Origin of the sequence: Chryseoglobus sp. 28M-23 (assembly GCF_014789785.1) — a bacterium.
GTDB lineage: Bacteria > Actinomycetota > Actinomycetes > Actinomycetales > Microbacteriaceae > Microcella > Microcella indica.
The window spans coordinates 1577178-1591528 of the sequence record NZ_CP061846.1 but is presented as its reverse complement, the minus strand read 5'-3'; the positions used below and the strand labels follow the sequence as shown (position 1 = coordinate 1591528).

Sequence of the window (14351 nt, the reverse complement as noted above, 5' to 3'; positions counted from 1 at the left end):
GTCGGTGCACGCGCGTACCGTCGGTCTCGTCGGCGAACGCCGTCACGCCTTGTCGTGAGACGTCCAGCCCGGCTCCATCGGCCGGACGAGGAGCGACAGAAGACAGGCACACCGCTATCGAGAATGAAGGAGACCGCAATGCCCTCAGTTGCAGACCGCGAGAAGTCCCTCGAGACCGCCCTCGCTCAGATCGACCGTCAGTTCGGCAAGGGCAGCGTCATGCGCCTGGGTTCGGACGAACGGGCCCCCGTCGCGGTCATCCCGACCGGCTCGATCGCACTGGATGTCGCGCTCGGCATCGGCGGCCTCCCGCGCGGCCGCGTCATCGAGATCTACGGCCCGGAGTCCTCCGGTAAGACCACGCTGACCCTCCACGCCATCGCGAACGTGCAGAAGGCGGGCGGCATCGCGGCCTTCATCGATGCGGAGCACGCTCTCGACCCCGACTACGCGCAGAAGCTCGGCGTCGACATCGACCAGCTCCTCGTCTCGCAGCCCGATACGGGGGAGCAGGCGCTCGAGATCGCCGACATGCTCATCCGCTCCGGCTCGATCGACCTCGTCGTCATCGACTCCGTCGCGGCTCTCGTGCCGCGCGCCGAGATCGAGGGCGAGATGGGCGACAGCCACGTCGGCCTCCAGGCGCGTCTCATGTCGCAGGCGCTGCGCAAGCTCACGGGTGGCCTCAACTCGACCGGTACCTCGATGATCTTCATCAACCAGCTGCGCGAGAAGATCGGCGTGTTCTTCGGCAGCCCCGAGACGACCGCGGGCGGCAAGGCGCTCAAGTTCTACGCCTCGGTGCGCCTCGACATCCGCCGCATCGAGACGCTCAAGGACGGCACCGACGCGGTCGGCAACCGCACGCGCGTCAAGGTCGTCAAGAACAAGATGGCGCCGCCGTTCAAGCAGGCCGAGTTCGACATCCTCTACGGCACCGGCATCTCCCGCGAGGGCAGCCTCATCGACTTCGGTGTCGAGCACGAGATCGTGCGCAAGTCGGGTGCGTGGTACACCTACGACGGCGACCAGCTCGGCCAGGGCAAGGAGAACGCGCGCAACTTCCTCATCGAGAACCCGACGATGGCGGCCGAGATCGAGACGAAGATTCTCGCCAAGCTCGGCATCGGCGAGAAGATCGCCGAGTTCGAGCCGGTCGCCGTGGCTGGTCCCGCCGCAGCAGCCGCGAAGGGCAAGGCGCCGGCGAGTGCCGCACCCGTGGTCGCCGAAGAGCCCGCCCTGCCGAAGGCGGCGGGCGCCTGATGAGCCTCAGCGGTTCGGGCGGGGAGGACGCGCTCGCGCCCGTCACCTACCTGCCCGGCGCGCGCGAGGCGGAGATCCTCGCGCGCGCCGAGGCTGAGGCGAGAAACCTCGCCGAGGGTGATGCAGACTCCGAGTATGCGGCGCAGGAGCGTCGTGCCGAGAACATCACGATGCACGCGCTCACCCGTCGCGGGCAGTCGCGCGCCGAGATCGGCGACCTCCTGCTGCGGCGCGAGATCGACGTGTGCGTGGCCGAGTCCGAGCTCGACCGGCTCGAGCGCGTCGGCCTCATCGACGACCGCGCACTCGCGGCCGACCTCGTGGAGCGGCTCCGCACCCGCAAGAAGCTGGGGCCGTCGGCGCTGCGCCAAGAGCTCATGCGCCGCAAGATCGACCGCGACGCGATCGAGGAGGCGCTGAACGAGGCCGAGGAGGAGGACGGCGACGACCTCGTCCTCGAGCTCGCGCGCGACCGCGTTCGGCGCCTGGGCGGGCTCGACCGCACGACCGCCGAGCGTCGCCTCGTCGACTTCCTCGCCCGCAAGGGTCACGGCGGCAGCGGCGCGCGCGAGGCCGCGCGTCAGGCGCTCGACGAGCGCGACAGCGGCTACGGCGGCGACACCGTGCACCGCGTACAGTTCCGCTAGGGGTTTCGCGGGTCGATCTACCGCCACGGCAATCAGCGATCAGCGCGGCGGTGGATTGACACCACGACCCAGTTGGCCTCGGGCTGAGCATGCATCACGTCGCGCGGTTCGTCGGGTGCTCGTCGCGCGCACAGCGCGATCAGGGTTTCCCGAGATGAGGTTGCTGTGAGGTCTCTGCCGTCGATGCTGTTTCGTACTGGCGCCGTGCTCGCTGCTGCGTCGATCTGCCTGACAGGGTGCATCGCCCTGCCTGCTGCGGAGCCGGTATTCGACGAGCGGGCGCTCGAACTGCCCGAGGTCACTCCCAGGCTGAGTGCCGAGTTTGTCAGCGAGGCCACCGCGGGCGCGGGGCCCGTTCCGGCTGGCCAGGCCCTCGACGAGGAGCTTGAACTTCTGGGATCGGATGTCGATCCCGAGGAGTGCGAGAACCTGCTCCTGCTTCGGCCGATTCTCCTGACCGACGGTTCCAGTGACGATCCTGTGGCCTCGATCGACGTGTGGCGAAGCGACGTGGGGTCCACGCTCGAGGGCTATGGTCGGCTCTTCGACTCGCCTGCGCAGGCGGCAGACCTGTTGCGTGCTCGGGACGGTCTGGTCGAGGCCTGCGCAGCCGGCTACGCGGGTGAGGGCTTTCAAGCCACCAGCATTGAACGCATCGCGAGCGAGCGTGTTCAAGCCCCCGAATTTGCCGCTGAAGGTGCGGACGTGCGGATCGTGGCCTGGCGAGAGGTGGGGTTCTCCGGCACCGACGGCGACACGGAGGATTACACCTTCCTGGGCGTCGATCTCCGACGAGAGAACCTGGTCGTTCGAGGCAACTGTCTGCTGCTCTCCATCGACACTGAGTTCGAGGAGAGCTGCCTCGAATACTTCGGCTCGCTCGTACGACGGCTGGAGCTGCTCGAGCCAGGAGCCTAGGGGTGCCCTACACGCGCGATGGGACCAACCGCATCGTGGCCTGCGCGACGGCGGGCATCACGGGTGCGGTGGCGAACGCGGGCCTGAACGGCAACCGCACTTCCTATACCGACAAGCACACCGTGTATGTGGAGGGTGTGCCGACGGTGACGGAGACGGAGACGTCGTACTGCTACGACCAGGCTGACCGTCTGCTGGCCTCCACGGTCACCGGTGATGCGATCCCGGAGGCGAACCCGGTCGCCGACGGTCTCGCGCCGGCCGAGTTGGCGTATGACGCGCACGGCAACACGACGACTCTGGCCGATCAGTCGCTGGAGTTCGATCTGGCGAACCGTCACCTGTCGACCACGGTCACTGATGCCGGTGTGGCCACGACGGTGTCCTATACCCGCGATGTGACCAACCGTATCGTGGCCCGCACGGTCACTGTCGATGGCATTGAGCAGTCGGCGACGCGGTACGCGCATGCGGCGGCGGCTGACGTGTCGGGTCTGGTTCTGGATGCTCTAGATGTAGTGCCCAGGCAGGTTGTTTAGCCGGCTGATGGGTGGGACCTTGCCGATGGCCGTGTGCAGCCGATGGTGATTGTAGTGATGGAGCCATGCCGGGAGGGCTGCTCGGCGGGCTGACTCGGAGTTGTAGTGCTTCGTGAATGCCCATCCGTCGGCCATGGTGCGGTGGAACCGTTCGATCTTTCCGTTGGTCTGCGGCCGGTAGGGGCGGGTTCGCTTCGGCGTGATCCCCAACTCACGGCAGGCGGCCCTCCATGCATGGGATCGGTTAGGCGGAGCCATTGTCAGAGAGCACGCGCTCGACGGTGACGCCACGATCGGCGAACCAGGACGTTGCTCGCCGGAGCACCCCGATTGCGGTGGCTGCGGTCTCGTCGTCGTGGATCTCGGCGTAGGCCACGCGAGAGTTGTCATCGATGACGGTGTGAACGAAGGCGTGCCGCATCAGCTCGTTGTGATGTCTGCTGCGTGCAAGACCGGGTGTTGACTGACGATTTCGTCTGCCCTGTTCGCGGCCCACGAACCGCCACCCTCCGCCGTTGGGAATGTTGCCCAGCTTCTTCACGTCGACGTGGATCATCGCCTCCGGCCTGTCATGCTCGTAGCGGCGAGCCGGCTCTCCGGTCTTCACGTCCACGTGGGAGAGGCGGTTGAGTTTGCAGCGCACCAGCACCGCGTGCACGGTCGAGGAGGGCACGCCCAGCAGGCCAGCGATCTGAACCGGCCCGAGACGTTTCTTGATCCGCAAATGCACGATCTTCTTCACCACCGCCTGCGGCGTCTTGTTGGGATGCGTGTGGGGTCGGCTGGAGCGATCGGCCATGCCTTCAGGGCCGAGCTCGAGATACCGTTTGGCCCATTTCGCTGCCGTCGGATAGGACACGCGAAAGTAGTCAGCCGCGGCCGAGATCGACCAGCCATCATCGACAACCTGCCGGGCAAGGCGAAGACGTTGGCGAGGCGTCAGGGCGGCATTACCGTGGGACACGAGAACCTCCTTGGTTCAGAGCGGATGCAGTAAGCAGCTCCACTCTGCCTCGGAGGTTCTCGCCATGTCAGGACGTCCAGATCAAACAACGTCCCTGGGCACTACATCTAGACCAGGTCTCCGAATACACGGTCTCCCTTCCCGGGGGCGCGGCAGTGCGCTTCGTGCTGGGGTCCAACGCGCGTGAGCAGTGGTCGTATCCGAATCTGCAGGGCTCGATCGTTCTGGAGGCCGACGGTGACGGAGTGCGTGCAGCTGGGGTGGTGCGGTTTGATCCGTTCGGGCAGCCGATCGACCCGGTCACGGGCCGTATCGGCACCACGGGTGCGGATGATGCAGTGATCGACAACGCCGAAGGCGATGCGGACTACGCGTTCGTCGGTGCTCACCGGAAGTTGTATGAGCATCAGGGGGGTCTGCTGCACGAGTAGGTGACACATGAAGGGCGGCGGCACGGCCGCGGTGCGAGGCGCAGAGCGCGCGTAAACTGGCAGCATGTCCGCGCCCATCCTCGAGCAGCCGCGCACCTACCAGGTGCGCACGTTCGGCTGCCAGATGAACGTGCACGACTCCGAGCGGCTGAGCGGCTCGCTCGAAGCCGCAGGCTACGTGCGTGCCGAGGACGGCGATGCCGACGTCGTCGTCATCAACACGTGCGCCGTGCGCGAGAATGCCGACAACAAGCTCTACGGAAACCTCGGGATGCTGGCGAGCGTCAAGCGCGAGCGCGGCGGCGACATGCAGATCGCCGTCGGCGGATGCCTCGCCCAGAAAGACAAGAGCGTCATCCTCGAGAAGGCGCCCTACGTCGACGTCGTCTTCGGCACCCACAACATGGGGTCCCTTCCCGCCCTGCTCGAGCGCGCGCGGCACAACGGCGAGGCCCAGCTCGAGATCCTCGAATCCCTCGAGACCTTCCCCTCCACCCTGCCCACGCGACGCGAGTCGACCCACAGCGGGTGGGTGAGCATCTCCGTCGGCTGCAACAACACGTGCACCTTCTGCATCGTGCCCGCCCTGCGCGGCAAGGAGAAGGACCGCCGCCCCGGCGACATCCTCGCCGAACTGCAGGCACTCGTCGACGACGGCGCGATCGAGGTCACCCTGCTCGGCCAGAACGTCAACTCCTACGGCGTCGAGTTCGGCGACCGCCTCGCCTTCGGCAAGCTCCTGCGCGCCGCAGGCCAGATCGACGGTCTCGAGCGGGTGCGCTTCACGAGCCCCCACCCCGCCGCCTTCACCGACGACGTCATCGACGCGATGGCCGAGACCCCCGCGGTGATGCCGCAGCTGCACATGCCCCTGCAGTCGGGCTCCGACCGCATCCTCAAAGCCATGCGGCGCTCCTACCGCAGCGAGAAGTTCTTGGGGATCCTCGAGAGGGTGCGCACGCGCATCCCGCACGCCGCGATCACGACCGACATCATCGTCGGCTTCCCCGGCGAGACCGAAGAGGACTTCGCCGAGACCCTCCGCGTCGTCGAGCAGTCCCGCTTCGCGAGCGCCTTCACCTTCCAGTACTCGATCCGACCCGGCACACCCGCCGCCACGATGGACGACCAGGTGCCCAAAGAGGTCGTGCAGGAGCGCTACGAGCGCCTCGTCGCCCTGCAGGAGCGCATCAGCCTCGAGGAGAACCAGAACCAGGTGGGCCGCGAGGTGCACGTTCTCGTCTCGAGCGCCGAGGGGCGCAAGGACGCCGAGAGCGAGCGCCTGACCGGCCGCGCCGAAGACGGCCGACTCGTGCACGTCGCCCTTCCGCACGAGGGTGAGCGCCCCCGGCCCGGCGACATCGTGACCGCGGTCATCACGCGCGCTGCGCCCTTCCACCTGCTCGCCGACGAGCCCGGCCCGCTGCGCATCCGCCGAACCCGCTCGGGCGATGCGTGGGACCGCGCGCAGGCCGAGTCCTGCGCAGTGCCCGCGCCGGGCGCACGGGCGGCGGGCGCGCGGGTCTCCCTCGGTCTGCCGGGGCTGCGCGCGCGGTCGTGATCCTCGCCGTCGTCGGCGCCACGGGCACCGGCAAGAGCGACCTCGCCCTCGCCCTCGCGCGGCGTTGGAGCGACGCCGGCCGCCCGGTAGAGATCGTCAACGCCGACGCCATGCAGCTCTACCGGGGCATGGACATCGGCACGGCCAAGCTGCCGCCGAGCGATCGCGAGGGCATCTCGCACCACCTCCTCGACGTCCTCGACGTCACCGAGGAGGCGTCCGTCGCGCGCTATCAAGAGGATGCCCGGCGCACGATCGATGCGATCACCGAGCGCGGCGCCACGCCCCTGCTCGTCGGCGGCTCGGGTCTCTACGTCGCCGCCGTGCTCACCGACTTCCGGTTTCCGGGCACCGACCCCGAGCGCCGCGCGCACTGGGAGGGCGTGCTCGCCGAGCGCGGGCTCGCCGCCCTGCACGAGGAGCTGCGGCAGCGCGACCCCGTCGCCGCCGAGGCGATCGGGCCGCACAACGGCCGTCGCATCGTGCGCGCGCTCGAGGTCGGCGACCTCACCGGTGAGCCCTTCAGCGCCGGGCTCGCCGCGCGGGAGCGCCCGTGGCGCCCCTACCGGCAGGTGGGTCTGCACCTCGAGCGCTCGGCGCTCGTGCCGCGCCTCGACGCGCGCGTCGAAGGTATGTGGCGGTCGGGGCTGCTCGACGAGGTGCGCGGCCTGCTGTCGCGGTGCCTCGCGCGCGGGGTGACCGCGAGCCGGGCCATCGGCTACGCGCAGGCGATCGGCCAGCTTGAGGGCCGGCTCAGCGAGCGCGCGGCCATCGAGGAGACGCAGGCCCTCACGCGGCGCTACGCGCGGCGCCAGGTGAGCTGGTTCCGCCGCGACGAAAGCGTGCGCTGGATCGATGCGGCGGCCGACGACCGGCTCGACCAGGCGATGCGCACTCTGGGCGGCGACAGCGGCAGCGACGGCCCAGGCGACGGCAATGGTGCAGCCGACGGCGTCGATACGATGGAGAGATGACCTCGCTCCTGCGCTTCACGAAGGGCCACGGCACCGGCAACGACTTCGTCCTGTACTCCGACCCGGCGGGCGACCGGCCGCTGACGGCGCCGCAGCGCGCGGCCCTCGCCGACCGGCATTTCGGCGTCGGCGGCGACGGCGTCATCCGCGCCGTGCGGTCGGCGAACCTTCCCGAGGGTGCCGCCGCGCTCGCGGAGGACCCGGACGCGGAGTGGTTCATGGACTACACGAACGCCGACGGCAGCCCCTCCGAGATGTGCGGTAACGGCATCCGCGTCTTCGTGCGGTACCTCCTCGAGAACGGGCTCGCGACCCTCGAGGAGGGGCAGTCGCTGCCGATCGGGACGCGGTCGGGAGTGCGCGACGTGCACCGCCTCGCCGACGGCTTCGCCGCCGACCTCGGCCGCTGGTCGCTCCACGGCGGCGAGCCGACCGTGACCGCGCGTGCGCTGCCCGTGCCGCGCCCCGGCCTCGGCATCTCCGTCGGCAACCCGCACGTCGTCGTCGCGCTCGCGAGCGAGGCCGAGCTCGAGTCGGTCGACCTGAGCGAGGCGCCTGTGCTCGACCCCGCGCCCGAGGCCGGCGCGAACGTCGAGTTCGTCGTGCCCGCCGACCCCCTCGTCGTCGACGGCGTGGGGCGCATCCGCATGCGCGTGCACGAGCGCGGCAGCGGTGAGACGCTCTCCTGCGGCACGGGCGCCGTGGCGGCCGCTCTCGCCGTGCGGCACTGGGCGGGCCCCTCGGCCCCGACGGAGTGGCGCGTCGAGGTTCCCGGCGGCGTGCTGGGCGTGCGCGTCTTCGCGGCGGAGGACGGCGAGCACGCGGCCCTCAGTGGGCCCGCCGAGCTCGTGTTCGACGGCACGCTCCTGGTCTAGAAACTCGCTCGTCGAGGGACGCGCACCGCTACTCGGCGGCAGAGTTCGTGCGACGCACCCGCAGCACGCGGTAGCCCTTCTGGGTCGCCGCACGGCTGACGGTCGACCACGCGCCGAACGACTCCTCGAGCCAGCGCTGCAGCGAGTCCGACCCGAGGTTGCGGGCGACGACGAGCCAGGCGGAGGCATCGTCGTCGAGGCGGGGAACCCAGTGCTCGAGCATCCCGTGCAATTCGTTCTTGCCGACGCGGATGGGCGGGTTCGACCAGATGCACGAGAAGCGCACGTCATCGGGCACCTGCTCGGGCCGCACTGGCGTGATGTTCGTGAGGCCGAGCCGGGCGGCGTTGCGGCGTGTGAGGTCGAGGGAGCGCTCGTTGACGTCGACCGCCCACACCGTCGCCTCGGGGGAGCGCAGGGCGAGGCTCAGGGCGATCGGCCCCCAGCCGCACCCGAGGTCGAGCACGTGGCCGGTCGTGGGCGGGGGAGGCACGGAGGTGAGCAGCACGCGGGTGCCCGCATCGAGAGCGCGCGGGCTGAAGACGCCGCCGGCCGTGACCACCTCGACCTCGCGGTCGGCGAGCGTGACGCTGAGCGGAGAGAGCACGAGTTCGCCGCGCGGCTGATCGCTGAAGTAGTGGTCGGCCGCCATGACACCAGAATCTACCGAAGTAACGCGAGTACAGTGAGCGACGATGACCGAGACAGACCCGCAGAACCCGGCTTCCGAGGCCGGCGATACTTCCGCGCCGCGCGATGCGGGGGTGGATGCTGTGGCGCGCGTCCTGGCGAACGCCGACTCGCACGCCCGCTCGGTGACGCTGCACGGCGGCCGTGCCGCCGCCCTGCAGGTCGACAACGACTACGCGCACGACCGCGACGGCGACCAGTTCGACCGCGAGGACCGCGCGGCCCTGCGCCGCGTCGGCGGCCTCTCCACCGAGCTCGAAGACGTCACCGAGGTCGAGTACCGGCAGCTGCGGCTCGAGAACGTCATCCTCATCGGCATCTACGCGCAGGGCGCCCTCGACGAGGCCGAGAACTCGTTGCGCGAGCTCGCCGCCCTCGCCGAGACCGCGGGCGCCGTCGTGCTCGACGGCCTGCTGCAGCGCCGACCGAACCCCGACCCGAGCACCTACCTCGGCAAGGGCAAGGCCGCCGAGCTCGGCCTCATCGTCAAGGAGCTCGGCGCCGACACCGTCATCGCCGACACCGAGCTCGCCCCCAGTCAGCGGCGCGCCCTCGAAGACGTCGTGAAGGTCAAGGTCATCGACCGCACCGCCGTCATCCTCGACATCTTCAGCCAGCACGCCAAGAGCCGCGAGGGCAAGGCGCAGGTCGAGCTCGCGCAGCTCGAGTACCTGCTGCCGCGCCTGCGCGGCTGGGGCGAGTCGATGTCGCGCCAGGCCGGTGGCCAGGTCGGCGGCGCCGGGGCCGGCATGGGTAGCCGTGGCCCGGGTGAGACGAAGATCGAGCTCGACCGCCGCCGCATCCACACACGCATGTCGAAGCTGCGCCGCCAGATCAAGGGCTTCGCGCCCGCTCGTGCCGCCAAGCGCGCCAACCGCGACCGCTTCGCGGTGCCGAGCGTCGCGATCGCCGGGTACACGAACGCCGGCAAGTCGAGCCTGCTCAACCGCCTCACGCGCGCGGGCGTGCTCGTCGAGAACGCGCTCTTCGCCACCCTCGACCCGACCGTGCGCAAGACGACGACGCCCGAGGGCCGCCCCTACACGCTCGCCGACACGGTCGGCTTCGTGCGCAACCTGCCGCACCAGCTCGTCGAGGCCTTCCGCTCGACGCTCGAGGAGGTCGCCGACAGCGACGTCATCGTGCACGTCATCGACGGCGCCCACCCAGACCCCGCTGCGCAGCTCGCGACTGTACGGGACGTCATCGGTGAGGTGGATGCGCGCCATCTTCCCGAGATCGTCGCCATCAACAAGAGCGACCTCCTGGACGACGACGCGCGCCTCCTGCTGCGTGGCCTCGTGCCCGGCGCGGTCTTCGTCTCCGCCAAGACGGGGGAGGGGGTCGACGAGCTGCGCGCGCGCATCGCCGAGACCCTGCCCGACCCCGAGGTCGAGGTGACCGCGGTCGTGCCGTACGACCGGGGCGACCTCGTCTCGCTCGTGCACGAGCGCGGCCGTGTGCTCGAGACTTCCTACGAGGAGGAGGGCACGCGCGTGCACGCCCTCGTGAACTCGGGTCTGGCGGCGCAGCTCGAGCCGTTCACGACGACCGCGGCACCGACCGCGACGGCGGGAGCCCGCTAGACCTTCCGCATCACGCTGACGACCTTGCCGAGGATCGTCGCGTGGTCGCCGAGGATCGGCTCGAAGGCCGAGTTGCGGGGTAGCAACCAGGTGTGGCCGTCGCGCTGCTTGAAGACCTTCACGGTCGCCTCGTTGTCGAGCATGGCGGCGACGATCTCGCCGTTCTCGGCGGTGTTCTGCTGGCGCACGACGACCCAGTCGCCGTCGCAGATGGCGGCGTCGATCATCGAGTCGCCGACGACGGTGAGCATGAAGAGCTCGCCCTTGCCGACGAGCTGGCGGGGGAGCGGCACGACCTCCTCCACCATCTGATCGGCGGTGATCGGGATGCCCGCGGCGATGCGCCCGACGAGGGGCACCATGGCGGCGTCGCCGACGGAGGGGCTCGTCGAGACCGGGGTGTCGATCGTGATGGTCGTGTCGGGCTCGAGGTCGATGAGCACTTCGAGGGCGCGCGGCCGGTTCGGGTCGCGGCGCAGGTAGCCGCTGAGCTCGAGCTGACCGAGCTGGTGGGCGACGCTCGAGAGCGAGGAGAGCCCGACGGCCTCGCCGATCTCGCGCATGCTCGGCGGGTAGCCCCGGCTCGCGACCGAGGACTGGATGAACCCGAGGATGGCGCGCTGCTTGTCGCTCAGCGTCGTGCGGCGGCGCGTGCCGGGCGCGGCGGCGCTCGGTGCCGTGCTGATGTCGACGGTCTCGTCGGCCATGGGGTTCTCCCTCGTCTCGTGTCGAGTGCCCGCCGTCACTGCCGGTGTGACCAATGTCGGTGGTCTGCCGTTGACTGCACTCGAACCCTCGAAACTCTATCCACGAGTGGGGTGCAACTCAAACATCTGTTCGAGTGTGTCGCCCGATTCGTGGAGAAAAAGGGCCGGGGGCTTGAAAGTGTGTTCGATCGAAGGTATGTTCGGAACACAGGTTCGTGCCCGCGTCTCCCGGCCGAGATCGGGTACCTGCCCCGGCAGCTCCCCCGCTGCCGGGGCACCTGCACCCCCCACCAGGCCCAGTTGTCAGCCAGGCCCACTTGTCAGAAGGAGAACGGCGATGAGCTCCATCACTTACGGCACCGGCACCTACGACGGTGGCTTCGCGCTCCCGGTTGCGCGCACCCGCCTGCGTCTCACGCGCCGCGGCCGCGCGGTCATCGCCGTGCTCGTCTCGCTGCCTCTCGTCATCGCGCTCGTCATGCTCGCCCTCAACGGTGGGGGAGCGACGGCGACCTCAGGGCTCGAGCAGTCGACGACGGTGACCGTCCAGGCGGGCCAGTCGCTGTGGTCTCTCGCCGGCACTCTCGCCCCCGAGGCGAACCCTGCCGACGTCGTCGCCGACATCCTCGCGATCAACGGCCTCGACTCCGCGAGCGTCCAGCCCGGCCAGGTGCTCATCGTTCCCGAGCGCTACGCGGGCTGAGGCTCCGACCGCGGGCCGAGCCCCGCTCACGCCCGTCTACGATGGGCGAGTGACGAGCCTCGACGACCTTCCGATCCGCGACGACCTGCGCGGGCAGTCCCCCTACGGAGCCCCGCAGAAGCCCGTGCGCATCGCTCTCAACGTCAATGAGAACACGCACCCGATTCCCGAGGTCGTCGTCGCGCACGTGACCGCCGCGGTCGAGCACGCGCTGCGCACCGTCAACCGGTACCCCGACCGCGAGTTCACGACGCTGCGCGAGCACCTGGCCGCCTACCTGGGCGAGGGCGTTGAACGAGAGCAGGTCTGGGCCGCGAACGGCTCCAACGAGGTCATCCAGCAGCTCCTGCAGGCCTTCGGCGGCCCGGGACGCCGCGTGCTCGGCTTCCCGCCCACCTACTCGATGCACTCGATCATCGCGTCGAGCACGGGCACCGAGTGGGTCACGGCGGAGCGCGACGACGAGTTCCGCCTGAGCCCCGCCACCGCCGTCGCGGCCGTCGAACGGCTCGACCCCGACATCGTCTTCCTCTGCACCCCCAACAACCCGACGGGCACGCCCATCGGCCTCGACACGATCGAGGCGGTCTGCGCCGTCGCGCGCGGCATCGTGATCGTCGACGAGGCCTACGCCGAGTTCCTGCCCGAAGGCGAGCCGAGCGCGCTGAGCCTGCTGCCGGGCCGCCCGCGCCTCGTCGTCTCCCGCACCATGAGCAAGGCGTTCGCCTTCGCGGGCGCCCGCCTGGGCTACCTCGCCGCCGATCCCGCCGTCGTGGATGCTCTGCGCCTCGTCCGCCTGCCCTACCACCTCTCCGCGCTCACGCAGGCGGCCGCAGTGGCGGCGCTGCAGCACGCACCGCTCATGCTCGAGACGGTGGACGCGATCCGAGCCCAGCGCGATCGGCTCGTCGTCGAGCTCGCCGCGCTCGGCTACGCGCCCTACGCGAGCGGCGCGAACTTCGTGCTGTTCGGGGGAGTCGACGACCCGCAGGCGACGTTCCAGTACCTGCTCGAGCACGACATCCTCATCCGCGACGTCGGTCTGCCCGGCCACCTCCGGGTCACGGCGGGCACGCCCGAGGAGACGACCGAGTTCCTCGAGGTGCTCGGTAGGATGAAGCAGTGAGCACTCCCGCCAGTACGCCCCGAGTCGCCGAGCTGCGGCGCGAGACGAGCGAGTCGAGCATCGAGCTGCGCGTCGACCTCGACGGCACCGGCCGTTCGTCGATCGCGACGACCGTGCCCTTCTTCGACCACATGCTCACGGCTCTCGCCAAGCACTCCCTCCTCGATCTCGACGTGACCGCCCACGGCGACACCGACATCGACGTGCACCACACGGTGGAAGACACGGGCATCGTGCTCGGCACGGCGATCGGCCAGGCGCTCGGCGACAAGGCCGGCATCGCGCGCTTCGGCGACGCCCTCGTGCCGCTCGACGAAGCGCTCGCGCAGGCCGTCGTCGACGTGAGCGGTCGCCCCTACCTCGTGCACTCGGGCGAGCCCGCGGGCTTCGAGCACCACCTCATCGGCGGCCACTTCACGGGCTCCATGGTGCGCCACGTCTTCGAGGCGATCACGATGCACGCGGGCCTCACCGTGCACCTCACCGTGCTCGCCGGTCGCGACCCGCACCACATCGCCGAGGCCGAGTTCAAGGCGTTCGCACGCGCTCTGCGCCAGGCGGTGCAGCGCGACGACCGCGTGCGCGGCGTGCCCTCCACCAAGGGAGCGCTCTAGCCGTGACCTCCCCCCTCGTGGTCGTGCTCGACTACGGCTCGGGCAATGTGCACTCGGCGGTCAAGGCCGTCGAGGCCGCCGGCGCGCGCGTCGAGCTCTCCGCTGACCGTGCACGCGTCATGGCCGCCGACGGCCTCCTGGTTCCCGGCGTGGGAGCCTTCCGGGCGGTCATGGACGCTCTGCGCGCGGTCCGCGGCGACGAGCTCGTCGACCGGCGCCTCGCGGGGGGCCGCGCGGTCATGGGCATCTGCGTCGGCCAGCAGATCATGTTCGAGCGCGGTGAGGAGCACGGCGACGTGTGCGAGGGCCTCGGCGAGTGGCCGGGAGCGGTGACGGCGCTGCGCGCCCCGACCGTCCCCCACATGGGCTGGAACACCGTGCAGGCGCCCGAGGACTCGGCCCTCTTCGAGGGGCTCCACGACGAGCGCTTCTACTTCGTGCACTCCTACGCGGCCCACGACTGGACCCTCGAGGTGACGAATCCGAAGATTCGCGCGCCGCGCGTCACGTGGAGCGAGCACGGCGAGCGCTTCGTGGCGGCGGTCGAGAACGGGCCGCTCACCTCGACGCAGTTCCACCCCGAGAAGTCGGGCAGTGCGGGCCTCGCGCTCCTGGGCAACTGGCTGCGCACGCTGTAGACCGCACGGGGCTGTCCTGCGGGGCTCGTCGTGCGGAGTACGATGTGGTGTTTGTGTCTGCGCCCGGATCTCGGGTGCCGGCATCCGTGCGCCCAGACCCTGCGACCGTCGATTC

At 70.0% G+C, this 14351-nt stretch carries 15 protein-coding genes and 1 pseudogene; 13 read left to right on the top strand and 3 right to left on the bottom strand.

From position 1 onward, the window contains the following. Positions 1–138 precede the first annotated feature (138 nt). The 4 genes from recA (at position 139) to IE160_RS07760 (ending at position 3367) form a co-directional block, all read left to right on the top strand. Complete coding sequence (gene recA, locus IE160_RS07775; RefSeq protein ID WP_191150714.1) at positions 139–1263, top strand: recombinase RecA; 1125 nt, start codon at positions 139–141, stop codon at positions 1261–1263. Next, positions 1263–1910: a regulatory protein RecX gene (locus tag IE160_RS07770; protein ID WP_191150713.1), complete on the top strand. Its 648-nt coding sequence runs from the start codon at positions 1263–1265 to the stop codon at positions 1908–1910. Before recA ends, IE160_RS07770 begins: the two co-directional genes overlap by 1 nt. A gap of 165 nt (positions 1911–2075) precedes the next feature. Then, positions 2076–2828 (top strand): hypothetical protein, encoded by a 753-nt coding sequence (locus IE160_RS07765; protein ID WP_191150712.1) that lies wholly within the window; start codon positions 2076–2078, stop codon positions 2826–2828. A 2-nt stretch (positions 2829–2830) separates the two neighbouring features. Then, the gene (locus tag IE160_RS07760) at positions 2831–3367 is read left to right on the top strand and encodes a hypothetical protein (RefSeq protein WP_191150711.1); all 537 of its coding nucleotides are present in this window, start codon (positions 2831–2833) and stop codon (positions 3365–3367) included. On the opposite strand, the pseudogene IE160_RS07755 reads toward IE160_RS07760, so the two are convergent. Beyond that, positions 3338–4331: pseudogene (locus IE160_RS07755) on the bottom strand (IS481 family transposase). The gene IE160_RS07760 and the pseudogene IE160_RS07755 sit on opposite strands and share 30 nt — an antisense overlap. Positions 4332–4486: 155 nt before the next feature. On the opposite strand from IE160_RS07755, the gene IE160_RS07750 reads away from it, so the two are divergent. The 4 genes from IE160_RS07750 to dapF all read left to right on the top strand — a co-directional run bounded on the left by IE160_RS07750 (position 4487) and on the right by dapF (position 8172). Continuing rightward, positions 4487–4762, top strand: coding sequence for a hypothetical protein (locus tag IE160_RS07750; protein ID WP_191150710.1), 276 nt, complete (start codon positions 4487–4489; stop codon positions 4760–4762). Between the two features lie 64 nt (positions 4763–4826). Continuing rightward, a complete protein-coding gene (gene miaB / locus IE160_RS07745) occupies positions 4827–6323 on the top strand; it encodes a tRNA (N6-isopentenyl adenosine(37)-C2)-methylthiotransferase MiaB (protein ID WP_191150709.1) in 1497 nt (498 codons plus the stop codon). Beyond that, positions 6320–7297: a tRNA (adenosine(37)-N6)-dimethylallyltransferase MiaA gene (miaA, locus tag IE160_RS07740; RefSeq protein ID WP_224744411.1), complete on the top strand. Its 978-nt coding sequence runs from the start codon at positions 6320–6322 to the stop codon at positions 7295–7297. Before miaB ends, miaA begins: the two co-directional genes overlap by 4 nt. Beyond that, the gene (dapF, locus tag IE160_RS07735; protein WP_179872074.1) at positions 7294–8172 is read left to right on the top strand and encodes a diaminopimelate epimerase; all 879 of its coding nucleotides are present in this window, start codon (positions 7294–7296) and stop codon (positions 8170–8172) included. Before miaA ends, dapF begins: the two co-directional genes overlap by 4 nt. Before the next feature lie 28 nt (positions 8173–8200). Here dapF and IE160_RS07730 read toward each other — a convergent pair whose 3' ends face one another. Further along, complete coding sequence (locus IE160_RS07730; protein ID WP_179872073.1) at positions 8201–8824, bottom strand: class I SAM-dependent methyltransferase; 624 nt, start codon at positions 8822–8824, stop codon at positions 8201–8203. A 43-nt stretch (positions 8825–8867) separates the two neighbouring features. Between IE160_RS07730 and hflX the strand changes: the two genes are divergently transcribed. Beyond that, positions 8868–10448, top strand: coding sequence for a GTPase HflX (hflX, locus tag IE160_RS07725; RefSeq protein WP_191150708.1), 1581 nt, complete (start codon positions 8868–8870; stop codon positions 10446–10448). Here hflX and lexA read toward each other — a convergent pair. After that, entirely contained in the window at positions 10445–11155 is a 711-nt protein-coding gene (gene lexA, locus IE160_RS07720) for a transcriptional repressor LexA (protein ID WP_152582754.1), read from the bottom strand. The genes hflX and lexA overlap by 4 nt on opposite strands. A gap of 337 nt (positions 11156–11492) precedes the next feature. Here lexA and IE160_RS07715 point away from each other — a divergent pair, with 337 nt between their 5' ends. The 4 genes from IE160_RS07715 to hisH are packed head-to-tail and all read left to right on the top strand — an operon-like array spanning position 11493 to position 14236. Continuing rightward, complete coding sequence (locus IE160_RS07715; RefSeq protein ID WP_179872071.1) at positions 11493–11858, top strand: LysM peptidoglycan-binding domain-containing protein; 366 nt, start codon at positions 11493–11495, stop codon at positions 11856–11858. 49 nt (positions 11859–11907) lie between these two features. Continuing rightward, positions 11908–12984: a histidinol-phosphate transaminase gene (locus tag IE160_RS07710; RefSeq protein ID WP_191150707.1), complete on the top strand. Its 1077-nt coding sequence runs from the start codon at positions 11908–11910 to the stop codon at positions 12982–12984. After that, a complete protein-coding gene (hisB, locus tag IE160_RS07705; RefSeq protein WP_179872069.1) occupies positions 12981–13598 on the top strand; it encodes an imidazoleglycerol-phosphate dehydratase HisB in 618 nt (205 codons plus the stop codon). The genes IE160_RS07710 and hisB overlap by 4 nt, the downstream gene beginning before the upstream one ends. A gap of 2 nt (positions 13599–13600) precedes the next feature. Further along, complete coding sequence (gene hisH, locus IE160_RS07700; RefSeq protein ID WP_191150706.1) at positions 13601–14236, top strand: imidazole glycerol phosphate synthase subunit HisH; 636 nt, start codon at positions 13601–13603, stop codon at positions 14234–14236. The last annotated feature ends 115 nt before the right edge of the window (positions 14237–14351 follow it).